This window comes from Pseudomaricurvus albidus (assembly GCF_018863235.1).
In the GTDB taxonomy this organism is placed as follows: domain Bacteria; phylum Pseudomonadota; class Gammaproteobacteria; order Pseudomonadales; family Cellvibrionaceae; genus Pseudomaricurvus; species Pseudomaricurvus albidus.
Window position 1 is genome coordinate 146,880 of sequence record NZ_JAHKRS010000007.1, and the last position, 14,337, is coordinate 161,216.

The window sequence follows — 14,337 nt, forward strand, 5'->3', positions numbered from 1 at the left end:
TAGATTTATTGTTGAGACAGCGCTATAAACTTTATTTTGAATTGCTGTTTGTTGTATAGCGTAGCTCGATCCTATCTTTTCAAACAGATGATTTAAAGAACAAAAGGTGAACGGTTGGTCACCTTTTTGGCAGATATCTTTTTGTCGACATCTTGCTTGAAAAACGATCAGTTTTGCGGGGTGAAGTAGGTATTGATTCATCCATATATACAGCTTCGTTCTTAAGCGCTTTGTTTTGCAGGTCATCCTAAAGGGGCTTTATAAACAGCACATGACAGGAATCGCCAAACGGGTAATGAATTGTGGCCAGTTGCCGGTATTGGGGATAACCCAACCCGTTAATCGCGAGGCAACTGAATCTGAAATTCAGCCCCGCCCAGAGCTGTACTGTTACCAACCTGAATACTGCCGCCATAGGCACTGACGATATCGGTAGAAACGGCCAGACCAATGCCCTGACCCGGTTTCGCGGTATCCGCCCGGGCGCCGCGCTGAAGAATAATATCCAGCTCCTGATCTTTGATCCCGGGTCCGTTATCGGCAACCATTATCAACAGATCCCTGTTCTTGTCCAGAGCGGTAATCTCAACCCGGTCGTGTCCATATTTGCAGGCGTTTTCAATCAGGTTACCCAGTAATTCGAACAGATCCTGGTTTTCGATGGGGTAGCGCAGGTCGCTGGCGATATGGAGTTCAAAGTGAATGTTTTTATCCTGATACACCTTGCCCATGGCTTTGGTTAATCGTTCAGCGACGGGCAGTATGGGTTGGGGCGTGTGACGCTTCTGACTGGTTTGCAATACCGCACGCTGGAGTTGGTGACGGATGATGTTGCCCATATGCTCCAGTTGTTCTTTGGCAAGCTGGGTATTCACTTGCGGGTTTTGCAACTCTCCCTGCACGATGGCCAGAGGCGTTTTCAGGCTGTGGGCGAGATCCCCCAGCGTGTTGCGGTATCGTTCACGCTGTTGCTGTTCGTGGTGGAGAACCTCATTCAGGCTGTCGGTGACCGGGGTGATCTCGTCAGGGTAATCGCCGGTCAGCCGCGATTGTTCACCGCCAGACAGTCGCTTCAGTTCCTTGGCCAGACGTTTTAACGGGATGAGCCCCCAGCGCATGATGATCACCTGGATGGTCAGCAGCCCCATGGCCAGAAAGCTCAGCCCGTACCAAAGCTGTTGACGATACTTTTTAACCTGCTGTTTATAGGCCTGTTGACTGTGGTAGACCTGAAACCGCAAGGGGAGCACGTTCTGGTCGTCGTCGACCCAGGTGAGATCATAGGTCAGGCGGAAATAGTCACCGGCGGCCTCCATAACCCGCTGGTCCGTTCTGAAACTCATGGCGTTGTAAGGCAGGGTGATGTTCAGGATGCTGATGGATTCAGATTGCCATAGCTGTTTCCAATTGGTGATTTGTTCCGGAGCCAACAGGGAGGGTGTACTGACGGTGGCATAGAGCCCGGAATCCACCACATTGTAGCGTGGCTCGTGCAGCTGTTCCGGAAGATACAGTTGGCCATTCTGTACTTCGGCGGCACCGAGCAGTATGTACATCTGGCTGTTGAGTTGTTCCTGCTCGCTGGTGATGAGGCTGTCTTTAAAAGCCCGTTCCAGCAGCAGGCCACTGGCGCCGATAAACAACGGCAAACAGAGGAGGCTTGCGATAATAAAGCGTCCCTGCAGCGAGTTGAGTATCCGCACCTGATTGGCCAGCGGGTAGGGCTCACCGGAGGGAGGCGCGTCCCCGGATTGGGGGTGATCAGCGTTTGTGTTCAACCTAGCCTTGGTATTCAAAGCGATAACCCTGACCGCGCACTGTGTGAATAAATTTCAGATCGGATTCAATCTTCTTGCGCAGGCGGCCGACAAACACTTCGATGGTGTTGCTGTCCCGGTCAAAGTCCTGGGCATACAGGTACTCGGTCAGCTCGGATTTTGAAATCACTTTGCCCTGGTGGCGGGCGAGGTATTCCAGTGTGTTGAATTCATAGCTGGTTAACTCGATGGTTTTGTCGTTCAGTTGTACCAGCTTCTTCTCGTAGTCGATTGACAGAGGCCCGAACGTCCAGGTGTTGGTGGCCTGACCGGCGGAGCGGCGAACCAGTGCCTGCACCCGTGCCCGCAGTTCTTCGTGATGGAAGGGTTTGGTCAGATAGTCATCGGCACCGGCTTCCAGACCTTCGACCTTATCCTGCCAGTCGCCCCGGGCGGTGAGAATCAGAATGGGAAAATCTTTACCGGCAGCCCGAATGCGTTTGATCACTTCGATGCCGTCCAGTTGCGGCAATCCCAGATCGATAATCGCCAGGTCATAGCGGAACTCTTCGCCGAAATACAGACCCTCGCGGCCATCAGAAGCGCTGTCGACCGTGAAGTTGAGCGCTTCCATTTGCTGGCGGATTTGCAATTGCAGTTGGGTTTCATCTTCAACAATCAGCAAATGCATGTGTTAACTCCTTTGAAATCGGATGGTCATCCTGCGTTCAGCGTTTCACGCTCAGTTGGCATTGACCTTGACGTAGCGAACCTTACCTTCATGCAGCATCTTGACCTTGTAGTAGCCATTGCTGCGTTTCACACTCAGGACTTTGCCGGGCTGACGTTGCCGGGCAATGGAAACGGCCTGCTGCGGGCTGATGTCATGGGTTTTCTGTTGTGCTTTCGATTGGGCTTTCTGTTGTACATTTGGCTGTACTTTGTGCTGTGCTTTATGGGGCTGCTGGGGGTTTTTGAACTCCCGACCGCGCTCAGAGTCCTTCGGAGCCGCAGTGGCCGACAAGCTGACACACAGTACGGCTGTCAGCAGGGCCAGAGCCGAAGGACGGCACAAGCGGCTGACGGATTTGAGGCTATTCTGCAGGCAAAAAGTTGCCTTGGTCTTCATGAGCTCACTCCATGTTTTGATCGACTGTCTGGCAGTCTACACGGGGACGCGCAATTTTGCAGGTCGTTCGTCCCCGAATGGAACCGGTCATGGGATTCGTCGTCCCGACTCAGTAACGCAGCGGTCTGACATTCACCGCCACCTCAATATGCTTGCCCGGATGCTGATGTGCGCGCGTGTGGTAGGTTTCACCACGGTAGCGATAGGTGACATCGTAACCGACAATACGGTCCTCGTACTCGGTGCGGTAATTCACTTCACAGACTTCCTGATTCACCGGGCGTGATGTGTAGTTGTGGTCGCGATTGCGGTTGCCCAGATCGCGACCCACGGTCGCCCCCAAAACACCGCCTACGACAGTGCCGACTTTCTTGTTGGTATTGCTGTGTCCGACCGCGTTACCGATTGCGCCGCCGATGACGGTGCCCAGAATGGCCGGCGTGTAGGATTGATAACCACTGTCTCGATGTTCATAGTGGGTTTCGGTCCAGCAGGAACGCTCCGGGATATCACGGCTAACGGTTTGGTAAATGGGATCCACGCGCGTGACCTTGGCTTTGGCGGTGCGCTGCTTGCCTCTGTGGTGGCCGTCGTTGATATAGCGGTAATTGCCATTATCGTAACTGGCATGTCGGTACTGATCGCCCTGATGGTTTTGGTATCGGTCGGCCCATGAGACGGTGGCAAACAGGCCGGCACACAGTGCGGTTGCCAGTAATAAGGGTTTGATTGCGGGTGATGTTTTTGCGGTGTTCATTCTCACTCTCCATCAATGCTGTCAGTCAGCTAATCTCTATAGGAATCAGATTAGCTCGGGTAAACTGAACCCTGCCTGAAGCCAAATTGAAATCGTCATGACTGTGAACAACGTCTGATTGACGCGAGTCTTTTGAAGAGAGTCTTGTCCCTATGTCTGAAATAGCCCTGTTTCCCCTGTCGAACCCACTGTTCCCCGAACAGAAGATGACCCTGCAAATCTTTGAGCCACGCTATGTGTCGCTGGTCAGCCGTTGCATGAAAAATGACGAGGGCTTTGGCGTGGTGCAGATTCGTGAAGGGCGCGAGGTGGGACGCGCGCCGCAGGTCTTCCAGTTCGGGGTTGAAGCGCGCATCGTCGATTGGGAGCAGCTCGAAAACGGGCTGTTGGGGATTACCATTCAGGGCTGCCGCAAGTTTACCCTGAGCAGTACCCGTGTCGAGGCGGATCAACTGATGATGGCCGAGGTGAACTGGCTGCCCGAAGAGCCCTGTGAGCCAATACCGGATCACTACGACGGACTGCTGGATTTGGCTGCCCAGCTGCGGCAGCATCCGGTCGTCTCACAGCTCAATTTGCCGGAAATCCGCAACAGTCGCGATCTGGGGTGGCAGCTCTGCCAGCTTCTGCCCCTGAGCTCACCGGACAAGGTTGCACTCCTGTCACTGAGCGATCCCGGTCTTCGGCTTGAGCATCTGGCCGAGCGGGTGTCGAGGCTCAGCTCCGGTGATGACGAACAAGAATGTTAATAGCCCCTAATTCAGCGAGGCCGCCAGGCTTTTTAATTCAGCGATGCTGCTAAATATTCGGCCAGCCGATCCACCGCCTGCCCCCCAGAGGGCTGGGGCTTGACCAGGCTGATGGCCATCTTGCCCAGTGGCGGGTAGCGGTCGCTGCTTTTCAGAACTTTCAGGTTATCGGGCACCGTGCTTTTGGCCAGCACCGTGACCCCAAGGCCTTCTTCAATCGCAGAGCGTATGCCGGAAAGGTCCGGATTGGTGTAGACCAGTCGCCAGGGAATGCCGGATTCGGTCAATTGCTCCACGGCTCTGGCCCGATAGATACAACCCTCCGGAGCCACAATCAGCGGGCAGGGTGCCTGCTGGTGGGTGTCGTGATCGGCGCTGGTCACCCAGACCAGTTCATCCAGCCGCACAATGTCATTGCTGTTTACCGAGGAGGGGTCCGGGTGCAGGCCGAGAATCAGGTCAAACTCCAGACGCCGACGCTCGTGCAGCAGGTTTTTGCTCAGATCACTGGTGACTTCCAGCGTAACATTGGGGTGTGATTGGGAAAACAGCCCCACAATCTTCGGCAACAGGGTCGAGGCAAACTCGCTGGGAATGCCCAGCCTGACCTTACCGGCCAGCATCTCCTGACTGAACAGCTCCACGGCCTCGTCGTTCAGCGCCAGAATCTGGCGGGCATAGGGGCGAAACGCCTCACCGGCTTTGGTCAGTTCCACTGACTGGCCACGCCGGATCAGCAAGCTTTTGCCGATGGTCTGCTCCAGTTTCTTGATTTGCATGCTGATGGCCGGTTGCGTCCGGCCCAGGTATTCCCCGGCATGAGTGAAGCCGCCCAGTTCCAGTACAGTAATAAAAGCCCTCAGGGCATCGGTGGACAGATTTTTCATCGGCTTTCAGAGTCACGTGTTGTTGAAGTCACAAGATCGCTTCTAGCCCCTTGAGGCCGGAATTTGAGGCTATAGTTGATCTATGCGCGCGCTATGAATCTATCAAAATATCTTATAGCTGGATAATCACTATTAATTTTACTGATTATAAGGTGAGTCGTATCATTCGCAACCTTATTACTCCTAATTGGGTAATCTCTTTCAGCACAGACTTTGAGTACAGGGCCGACTATGACTGATTTGCTGCAGACTCCTTTCCATGCCATGCACGTCGATGCAGGTGCCAAAATGGTGCCTTTCGCCGGTTACGATATGCCGGTGCAATACCCGGACGGTATTAAAACTGAGCACTTACACACCCGTGAACACGCCGGGTTGTTCGATGTGTCCCACATGGGGCAGGCGCTGATCAAAGGCGAAGCCGCCAAGAGTGATCTGGAGTCGATCCTGCCACTGGATCTGGACACCCTGAAGCCCGGTCATCAGGTGTACACCTTCATGCCCAACGCACAGGGCGGTATCGTCGATGACCTGATCGTCACCTGCTGGGACGAGACAACCTACTTCGTCGTCTTTAACGCTGCCTGTAAAGAGAAGGATGTTGCTCATTTCACTGGCTTGTTGTCGGCCTCCACTTCACTGGAGCTGCTGGACGACCGTGCTCTGGTTGCCCTGCAGGGGCCCAAAGCGGTTACCGTATTGCAGCAGCTGGCACCGGAGTGCGCGTCCCTCGTATTCATGACCGGCAAGCACATGAGCATTGATGGCATCGAGTGCTATGTCACCCGTTCCGGCTACACCGGCGAAGACGGTTTCGAAATTTCAGTGCCCGCCGCTCAGGCCGAGGCGCTGGCAGCAAGCCTGTTGGCCTCACCCGAGGTCAAGTGGATCGGTCTGGGTGCGCGCGACTCGCTACGACTGGAAGCTGGCCTGTGTCTCTACGGCCATGATATGGACGATGAACGCTCCCCCGCAGAAGCTGCGTTGGGTTGGGCCGTGGCCAAAAGCCGCCGCGTCGGCGGTGACAAAGAAGGCGGCTTTGTTGGCGCCGATCTGTTGTTCGCCAAGCAGCGCGATGGCGTGGCGGAAATACGTGCAGGCTTTTTGATCGACGGCAAAGCGCCGGTCAGAGAAGGCGCCGAGATTGTGGATGAAGATGGTGAAATCATCGGACGCGTCACCAGCGGCGGATTTGCTCCCTCGTTGAATGCACCGATTGCTATGGGTTATGTCAGCGCCCCATTCGCGATTATTGGCACTAAGGTTTCTGCGCTGGTACGTGGCAAGCCCCGCCCGATGACTGTGGCTAAAATGCCGTTTGTGCCGCAGCGGTACTATAGGGGTTAAAACCGCCGCGGGCGCTCGAGGTTAAACCCGCCGCAGGCGCCAACCGTCATTGCGAGCATAGCGAAGCAATCCATGTCTGGCACGATCTACGCTACAGCGTGCTAATAATGGATTGCCGCGTCGCTTCGCTCCTCGCAATGACGGAGTACAAAGACTCAATGACGGAATCTAGACGCGCAGCGACAAACAGAATTTATTAAACGTATTCACCTACACATACACACACCGAGTGAGACTATGAGTAACCCAGCCAACTTCGAATCCCGCCACATTGGTCCCGACGCCAATGATCAGCAAACCATGCTCAATGCACTGGGCTACAACACCCTGTCCGATTTCATTGGTACGGTGATTCCCGGCAACATTCGTCTGCCCAATCCTCTGGCGCTGGAAGATGCGGTCAGTGAAACCGAAGCTCTGAAAATGATGAAGGCCGTGGCCGAAAAGAATCAGGTGCTGCGCTCGTTCATTGGCCAGGGTTACTACAACACCCACACCCCAAAAGTGATTCTTCGCAATGTGATGGAAAACCCTGCCTGGTACACCGCGTACACGCCGTACCAGCCTGAAATTTCCCAGGGCCGTCTCGAAGCCCTGTTGAACTACCAAACCATGATCTGCGATCTCACCGGTATGGAACTGGCCAACGCCTCCATGCTGGATGAAGCCACCGCCGCCGCAGAAGCCATGACCCTGTGTCAGCGCATGTCGAAATCCAAATCCATGAACTTCTTTGTGGATCAGGACTGCATGCCGCAAACTCTGGATGTGATTCTGACCCGTGCCGAGCCTCTGAACATTCAGGTGATCGTCGGTGATCCCAAAACCGATCTGCAAGCGGACGATGTGTTTGGTGTGCTGCTGCAATACCCGGGCGTCAGTGGTCAGATTAATGACTACCGCGATGTGATCGATGCCGTTCACGCCCACAAGGGGCTGGTGGCCATGGCGGCCGATATTCTGGCGCTGACCCTGCTGACCTCACCGGGTGAACTGGGAGCGGATGTGGCGATTGGTTCTTCCCAGCGTTTTGGTGTGCCTCTCGGTTACGGTGGTCCACACGCTGCCTATATGGCAACCAAAGAAGCCTACAAGCGTTCGCTGCCAGGCCGTCTGGTGGGCAGCTCCATCGACAGTCAGGGTAACCCTGCGTTGCGTCTGGCACTGCAAACCCGCGAACAGCACATTCGCCGCGAGAAGGCGACTTCCAATATCTGTACCGCTCAGGTACTGCTTGCCGTAATGGCCAGCATGTACGCCGTCTACCACGGCCCGCAGGGTTTGAAGGCGATTGCCGAAAGCGTCCACGCCAAAACCAGCACCGTTGCCAGCGAACTGGCCGCCGCCGGTTTTGAACTGGAAAACACCACCTGGTTCGATACCCTGACCGTAAAAACCGGTGATAAAACCGCCGCCATTCACGAGCGCGCTCTGGCCAAAGGCCTCAACCTGCGTGTGATCGATGACGCCCGCGTTGGCCTGTCCATCGACGAGACGGTAGAAGCCGAAGACCTGCAAGCCATTCTGTCCAGCTTTGGTATCGATGCCATCAACGGCGACGAAGCCGAGCTGGTCATCCCGGCTGAATTACAACGCAGCAGCGACTACCTGACCCATCCGGTGTTCAATAGCTACCACTCCGAAACCGAAATGCTGCGTTACCTGCGCGGTCTGGCGGACAAGGATCTGGCGCTGGACCGTGCCATGATTCCGCTGGGTTCCTGCACCATGAAACTGAACGCCACATCAGAAATGATTCCGGTGACCTGGCCAGAGTTTTCCACCATGCACCCGTTTGCACCTGCGGATCAGGCGGAAGGTTACAGAATTCTGGATGAACAGCTGAACCGCATGCTGTGCGAAGCCACCGGCTACGACGACATCTCGTTCCAGCCCAACGCCGGTTCCCAGGGCGAGTACGCGGGCCTGCTGGCCATTCGTGGTTACCACGAGTCCCGCGGCGAAGGGCACCGCAACATCTGTCTGATCCCAAGCTCCGCTCACGGGACCAACCCGGCGTCCGCACAAATGTGTGGTATGAAGGTGGTCGTGACTGCTTGTGACGCCAAGGGCGAAGTGGACATGAACGATCTGCGTGCGAAAGCCGAGCTGCACAGCGACAACCTGGCTGCCATCATGATCACCTACCCATCCACCCACGGTGTGTTTGAAGAAAACATCCGCGATATCTGCACCCTGATTCACGATCACGGTGGTCAGGTCTACGTGGACGGCGCCAACTTTAACGCTATGGTTGGCCTGTGTAAGCCCGGTGAGTTTGGCGGTGACGTATCTCACCTTAATCTGCACAAAACCTTCTGTATTCCACACGGTGGCGGCGGCCCCGGTGTTGGCCCTGTAGCGGTGAAATCCCATCTGGCACCTTACCTGCCGGGTCACCGCATCATGGAAAACCAGAAGAGTGCAGTCTCTGCCGCTCATCTGGGCAGCGCCAGTATCCTGCCAATCACCTGGATGTACATCACCATGATGGGCGCTTCCGGTCTGCAATCTGCCACCGAGATCGCCATCCTCAATGCCAACTACGTGGCCAAGCGTCTGTCAGCGGCTTATCCGATTCTGTACACCGGTAACGCCGACCTGATCGCCCACGAATGTATCGTTGACCTGCGACCCATCAAAGACGAAACCGGCGTCGACGTAGAAGACGTGGCCAAGCGTTTGATCGACTACGGCTTCCACGCACCGACCATGTCCTTCCCGGTGGCCGGCACCCTGATGATCGAGCCAACCGAAAGTGAAAGCCTGTACGAGTTGGATCGTTTCTGCGATGCCTTGCTGAAAATCGCCGAAGAGATCGACGCGGTTCGCAACGGCAGCGTAGAGCTGGCCAACAGCCCACTGGTCAATGCACCACACACGGTGGAAATGGTTTCCGCCGATGAGTGGACTTACGCCTATCCTCGATCCGAAGGCGGCTTCCCGCTGGAAAGCCTGCGCAAAAACAAATACTGGCCACCGGTCGGACGTATCGACAACGTCTTCGGTGATCGGAATCTGGTGTGCAGCTGCTTGCCGATTGAGGCCTATGCCGAGTAATCCATCGGTTGGATAGCGACAATCAGATCCAGTAAAAACGGGCCTTATGGCCCGTTTTTATTTTCTCTTAAGCACAAATGGCCTGAGTCATGACTCATTGGATAAGGGATTGGCTGAATGGATACCTGTGCTACATGAAATCATCAATCATGCCTGCTGTTGCTACTGCTGCTGAAAAAGTGTTCTGCCAGCCTGCGCAGGCTGGTCGATAGCGAGGCTGCATCAGTGGTGGCCAATTCCGTTTGATGGATGTTACTGCGTAAATCCTGAGACGAACTGGCCACTGCGTTGATACTTTTATTAATGTCGTTGGCAGCTGAGCTTTGCTGCTCGGTGGCAGCGGCTATTTGCTGACTGATATGATGGATGTCTTCTGCGGCGCTTAGACTGTTGGTGATAGCCGCTTCTGTGCTATGGGTTAGCTCGACGCAGTGGCGAGTTGTACTTTCCGCTTGTGTCATATGGTCAACGGCTTCCTGAGTGGACGATTGAAGGTTGCCTATCATCGCCGTGATTTCCTGAGTCGAGCTGTGTGTTTGATGAGCCAGTTCTCTCACCTGATCCGCGACTACGGCAAACCCTTTACCGTGTTCTCCTGCTCGAGCGGCTTCTATGGCCGCGTTGAGAGCCAGCAGATTAATTTCTTTGGCCACCGATTCAATGACATCGACAATGGAGCCAATCGAGTCGCAACGACTTGCCAGCTGTTGCACAGCGGACGAAGCCTGCTGAATTTTGTGTGACAGATCGTCAATGCCCTGTGTCGTTTGTTCTACCAGTTGTTTACCCTGATTTGAGTTTGCCAGTGCCTGCTGAGCGGATTCTGCCGCGTGACTGCAATTCTGTGACATCTCCTGAATGGTCATGGACATCTCATGCATGGCTGCTGCGACTTGTTCGCTTTGTTGATTGAGGCTATTGATGCTGTGGTTGCTGTCCTGAATTTGTTGGCTGAGTGAGGCATTGCTGACGTCAAGTCGCTGGGCGTCATTACTGATACGACCCACCAGTGCCTGGCTTTCGGTTTTCAGACATTCCAACGCCAGTGCCAATTGACCAATATCGTCCGTCCTGCCAGTGAATACATAGCAGGCCAAAAGATCATCGGAAACCTCTCGCGCCTGTTGAACTACCTTGTGCAAGGGATGGAGTTGCCATGCCAGCAGAGCGCAACTAATCAGGGCAATGGCGCTGGCCCACAGCAAGGCGATTGACGGTTGAAGGCTGAACATCAGTAATGGTGCACTGACAAGTATCAGACTCCCGAGCATAAGAATTTGTAGTTTAACAAACAGGCTGGTGGACCGGATTCTGTGTCCCATCGGATTGCGCTTGCCGGCTTTGATTTTTCGATAGAGGCGCGAGGCACGCATTTTACTGAGAGGGTCGAGTTGGGTACGAACGGATTGAAACTCTGCAGTTTGGCTGCCGTTTTTGATGGGGGTGGCATACGCTTTGACCCAGTAATAATCACCGTTTTTGCAGCGATTCTTTACCGCGCCAATCCAGGAGCGCCCAGACTTCAATCTCTGCCACAGCATCTTAAAGGCTTCTGCGGGCATGTCAGGGTGACGCACCATGTTGTGAGGTTGGCCTATCAATTCCTCCTGACTAAAGCCGGCAATCTCACAGAAGTCTGTGTTGGCATAGGTGATGGTGCCAGAAGGATTGGTTGTGGAAAGCAGGTTATGGGTTGCCTCCAGTGGTTGTTCTCGATCTGTAACGGGTTGGTTGTTGCGCATGGGGAGTGACTCTTTAGGCGTTCAAAAGGGAAGTGGTTGAGAGTTGGAGGCGTGCATGGATGCGAGCCAAAAAGGTGGTGGTGGGAGTATCGCTGTCAACAATCTCATCCACACCGTACCTGTAGAGTGTTGATTTCTCCGCTGGGCTGGCGGGACAGCCCCAGGCTATCAGGTGGTCGGGCATTAGCTCTCGCTGGGAATCCAATAATTGGAGTACCCGTTGAATCTCTTCGCGACCCAGTTGCAGACTCAATATGATCAGCTCTGCCTTTGTGTTAGACAGCTCCAGCAATAGCTCTGAGGCTGATGTAACGCTGCGGATGTCAGGAAAATGTTGGTGCAATACATCCTGTAAATGACACTGCTGGTCATTGGGAATGGCGATTAATATGGATGTGAGTCTTGTGTCCGGCACAGTAACATTCCTCTTCCGTGAGTTGCCTGATGCTCAGCCTGTAACTGTCAGAGCGGTTAGATCGGTATGTCAGGCACTCAGAAAATCAGTTGACGTAAAGTGAAGTTTCTTTATATTCTAATAACCACACTTTTTGCAAGGTTAATGCGCCAGCTGCTATGGAATCAAGATGTTTTTTTGACTATTAGCAATAATCCTGGAAGCCCAACTTGGTATTTGTTCTTGACCATATACATGCTTTTTCTCTGTATGTGTAAGGCGAGTGGCAGAGATGGTTGGCAACTAACAAAACTAACAACAATAAAAACTGTTCTGCCCGCCCAGCTGTCATGGTGGGTTACTCGTCATGCTCAAGCAAAGTGGAACACGGTCTCAATTGGGGCGCTTCGCTGATGTGGTATTGATGCAAGGATGTTGACGACTTAAGGAGCTATAGTGGATCTCTCGCTATATCGAGTACTCTTCGAGAACTCTGCGCAAGCCATGCTTGTACTGGAAAATAATGTCTTTGTGGCTTGCAATCGAGCTGCGATGGATCTGTTAAAAGTTGACCGCAAGTCCAAGGTTCGTCGACTGCATCCCGCCAACTTGTCGCCCCCGGTGCAGCCTGATGGTGTGATGTCTGAGGTGAAAGCTGAGCACATGATTACCCTGGCCTGCGAGCGGGGGCGGCATACATTTGACTGGGTGCATCGCAATGCCAACGGCCTGGATTTTACTGTTGAGGTAGAGTTGACTTCGTTGAAATACCGCACCAGGGATCTGATTCTGGTGCGCTGGCGAGACCTTGCCGAGTGCGATGAAGTCTACAAACAACTGCAGTTCTGCAGCGTGTTGTTTCAAGGGATGACCGATGCAATCGTCGTGGCTGATGAAAACAATCGCATTGTGGACGTCAATGCCGCGTTTACGTCGTTGACTGGATATGAGCGAGTCGAGGCGCTGGGGCAGCCGACCGGATTCATGAAGTCCGGCCGTCACCCCAAGCCGTTTTATCAGCGTATGTGGCACATGCTCAATCAGGATGGTGGTTGGGAAGGAGAGGTTTGGGATCGTCATAAAAACGGTCACGTTTATCCTAAGAACCTGAAGATTAACGTGATCCGCAACTTGCAGGGTGAGGTCTGCCACTATTTAGGAATATTCCGTGACAGCAGCCAGCAGAAGAAACATGAACGCAAACTGCAGGAGCTGGCTTACTATGATCCATTGACCAAGCTTGCCAATCGTCGATTGCTGTTGGAACGGCTTGAGCAACGCCTGCTCGCCAATGACAGAACTCACAGCCGCACGGCACTGCTAAGCATTGATGTCAATGAGTTCAAATCCATCAATGACACTTATGGCCATCCGGTTGGGGATGAACTGCTGGTGGAAATTGCCAGGCGTTTGAGCAGTGTGATTCGAGCTTGTGATACTTTGGGGCGCATGAGTGGCGATGAGTTTTTGGTCATCAGTGATGTCACTCGTGATGAAGAAGATATGGCTGTGCTGGCAGAAAAGTTGTTGGCTGAAGTTGATCGCCCCTTCCATATATCCGGCAAGCAACTGAGCTCCAGCCTCAGTATCGGGATCGCCTTTTACCCGAGAGATGCCGACAGCAGTAGTGAATTAATCTCTAATGCGGATATGGCGATGTATCAAGCCAAACGCAAAAAAAACGGAGGCTACTGCTTTTATGATCAGTCGATTGGTGATTACCACCACTTAAAATTGAATATGGAAAAAGGCATTAAAGAAGCGATCCTGTCGGAGTCCTTTACCGCCTATTTTCAGCCGATTGTCGATCTTTCCAGCCACAGTGTGTGTGCCTATGAGGCCTTGGCCCGTTGGTTCGATCCTGAGCGTGGCTCAGTCAGCCCTGAAGAGTTTATTCCGCTGGCGGAAGAGACAGGCATGATCCAGTCTCTCTCGGAACAGGTTTTTCGTCGCTGTTGTGAGTTTCTTCGCCATATGGGTGATGCAGCAGAGTTCAAACTCGCCTTGAACCTGTCCGCCCAGCAGTTGAAATCCAAGACACTGGTTGAATGGTTAAAAGGATTGTCAGAAGAAAATGGAGTGTCACTGTCCAGGTTCAAAGTTGAATTGACGGAGTCGACACTGATTTCCAATCTGGATATGGTCACCCGTAATCTTCGCGCCCTTAAAGCTCTGGGAGTGGATATCGTGCTCGATGATTTCGGGACGGGTTACTCCTCGCTAACGCACTTGAAAAGTTTTCCGATCGATTGCATCAAAATAGATAAGTCGTTTGTTCGGGATTTAAGCGAGTGCCAAGCATCGGATAATTACTTAATCGTCAAGGCGATTATCAAAATGGCGCAGAGCCTCCGTTTGACAGTGGTCGCCGAGGGCGTGGAAACAGAAGGCCAACTGGATTTACTGCGACGATTGGGGTGTGATCAGGCTCAGGGCTATTTGTTTAGCCGCCCAAAGCCATGGGAGGAGTGTATTGGATAAGGTGACAGAGGGATTAAATAAATGGGGTCAGATA

Annotated in this window: 11 protein-coding genes; 4 read left to right on the forward strand and 7 right to left on the reverse strand. The window is 53.5% G+C overall.

The features are described from left to right. Nucleotides 1-338 precede the first annotated feature (338 nt). The 4 genes from KOI40_RS12750 to KOI40_RS12765 all read right to left on the reverse strand — a co-directional run bounded on the left by KOI40_RS12750 (nucleotide 339) and on the right by KOI40_RS12765 (nucleotide 3,643). Nucleotides 339-1,796 (reverse strand): ATP-binding protein, encoded by a 1,458-nt coding sequence (locus KOI40_RS12750; RefSeq protein ID WP_216097909.1) that lies wholly within the window; start codon nucleotides 1,794-1,796, stop codon nucleotides 339-341. Then, entirely contained in the window at nucleotides 1,780-2,448 is a 669-nt protein-coding gene (locus tag KOI40_RS12755) for a response regulator transcription factor (RefSeq protein WP_216097910.1), read from the reverse strand. The genes KOI40_RS12750 and KOI40_RS12755 overlap by 17 nt, the downstream gene beginning before the upstream one ends. Before the next feature lie 51 nt (nucleotides 2,449-2,499). Further along, entirely contained in the window at nucleotides 2,500-2,886 is a 387-nt protein-coding gene (locus tag KOI40_RS12760; RefSeq protein ID WP_216097911.1) for a PepSY domain-containing protein, read from the reverse strand. Between the two features lie 109 nt (nucleotides 2,887-2,995). After that, nucleotides 2,996-3,643, reverse strand: a complete 648-nt coding sequence (locus KOI40_RS12765) for a glycine zipper 2TM domain-containing protein (protein ID WP_216097912.1) — start codon at nucleotides 3,641-3,643, stop codon at nucleotides 2,996-2,998. A gap of 152 nt (nucleotides 3,644-3,795) precedes the next feature. Between KOI40_RS12765 and KOI40_RS12770 the strand changes: the two genes are divergently transcribed. Beyond that, nucleotides 3,796-4,392 carry an LON peptidase substrate-binding domain-containing protein gene (locus KOI40_RS12770; protein WP_216097913.1) on the forward strand — a complete coding sequence of 199 codons (597 nt, stop codon included), beginning with the start codon at nucleotides 3,796-3,798 and terminating at the stop codon, nucleotides 4,390-4,392. 32 nt (nucleotides 4,393-4,424) lie between these two features. Here KOI40_RS12770 and KOI40_RS12775 read toward each other — a convergent pair whose 3' ends face one another. Further along, nucleotides 4,425-5,279, reverse strand: a complete 855-nt coding sequence (locus KOI40_RS12775; RefSeq protein WP_216097914.1) for a LysR family transcriptional regulator — start codon at nucleotides 5,277-5,279, stop codon at nucleotides 4,425-4,427. Nucleotides 5,280-5,510: 231 nt separating this feature from the next. Here KOI40_RS12775 and gcvT point away from each other — a divergent pair, with 231 nt between their 5' ends. Together gcvT and gcvP are read left to right on the forward strand one after the other, a co-directional pair. Then, entirely contained in the window at nucleotides 5,511-6,626 is a 1,116-nt protein-coding gene (gene gcvT, locus KOI40_RS12780) for a glycine cleavage system aminomethyltransferase GcvT (RefSeq protein WP_216097915.1), read from the forward strand. A 237-nt stretch (nucleotides 6,627-6,863) separates the two neighbouring features. Further along, on the forward strand, nucleotides 6,864-9,686 hold the full coding sequence (gene gcvP, locus KOI40_RS12785) for an aminomethyl-transferring glycine dehydrogenase (protein ID WP_216097916.1): 2,823 nt from the start codon (nucleotides 6,864-6,866) through the stop codon (nucleotides 9,684-9,686). Between the two features lie 143 nt (nucleotides 9,687-9,829). Here the strand turns inward: gcvP and KOI40_RS12790 are convergent, their stop codons facing one another. Together KOI40_RS12790 and KOI40_RS12795 are read right to left on the reverse strand one after the other, a co-directional pair. After that, on the reverse strand, nucleotides 9,830-11,428 hold the full coding sequence (locus KOI40_RS12790) for a methyl-accepting chemotaxis protein (protein WP_216097917.1): 1,599 nt from the start codon (nucleotides 11,426-11,428) through the stop codon (nucleotides 9,830-9,832). A gap of 13 nt (nucleotides 11,429-11,441) precedes the next feature. Then, a complete protein-coding gene (locus tag KOI40_RS12795) occupies nucleotides 11,442-11,843 on the reverse strand; it encodes a hypothetical protein (RefSeq protein WP_216097918.1) in 402 nt (133 codons plus the stop codon). 435 nt (nucleotides 11,844-12,278) lie between these two features. Here KOI40_RS12795 and KOI40_RS18900 point away from each other — a divergent pair, with 435 nt between their 5' ends. Beyond that, a complete protein-coding gene (locus KOI40_RS18900) occupies nucleotides 12,279-14,303 on the forward strand; it encodes a putative bifunctional diguanylate cyclase/phosphodiesterase (protein WP_216097919.1) in 2,025 nt (674 codons plus the stop codon). The last annotated feature ends 34 nt before the right edge of the window (nucleotides 14,304-14,337 follow it).

Excerpts from the sequence above, each read along its gene's own strand:
- KOI40_RS12755 (WP_216097910.1), bottom strand. The coding sequence starts at position 2,448 with ATGCATTTGCTGATTGTTGAAGATGAAACCCAACTGCAATTGCAAATC.
- KOI40_RS12760 (WP_216097911.1), bottom strand. The coding sequence starts at position 2,886 with ATGAAGACCAAGGCAACTTTTTGCCTGCAGAATAGCCTCAAATCCGTC.
- KOI40_RS12765 (WP_216097912.1), bottom strand. The coding sequence starts at position 3,643 with ATGAACACCGCAAAAACATCACCCGCAATCAAACCCTTATTACTGGCA.
- KOI40_RS12770 (WP_216097913.1), top strand. The coding sequence starts at position 3,796 with ATGTCTGAAATAGCCCTGTTTCCCCTGTCGAACCCACTGTTCCCCGAA.
- KOI40_RS12775 (WP_216097914.1), bottom strand. The coding sequence starts at position 5,279 with ATGAAAAATCTGTCCACCGATGCCCTGAGGGCTTTTATTACTGTACTG.
- gcvT (WP_216097915.1), top strand. The coding sequence starts at position 5,511 with ATGACTGATTTGCTGCAGACTCCTTTCCATGCCATGCACGTCGATGCA.
- gcvP (WP_216097916.1), top strand. The coding sequence starts at position 6,864 with ATGAGTAACCCAGCCAACTTCGAATCCCGCCACATTGGTCCCGACGCC.
- KOI40_RS12790 (WP_216097917.1), bottom strand. The coding sequence starts at position 11,428 with ATGCGCAACAACCAACCCGTTACAGATCGAGAACAACCACTGGAGGCA.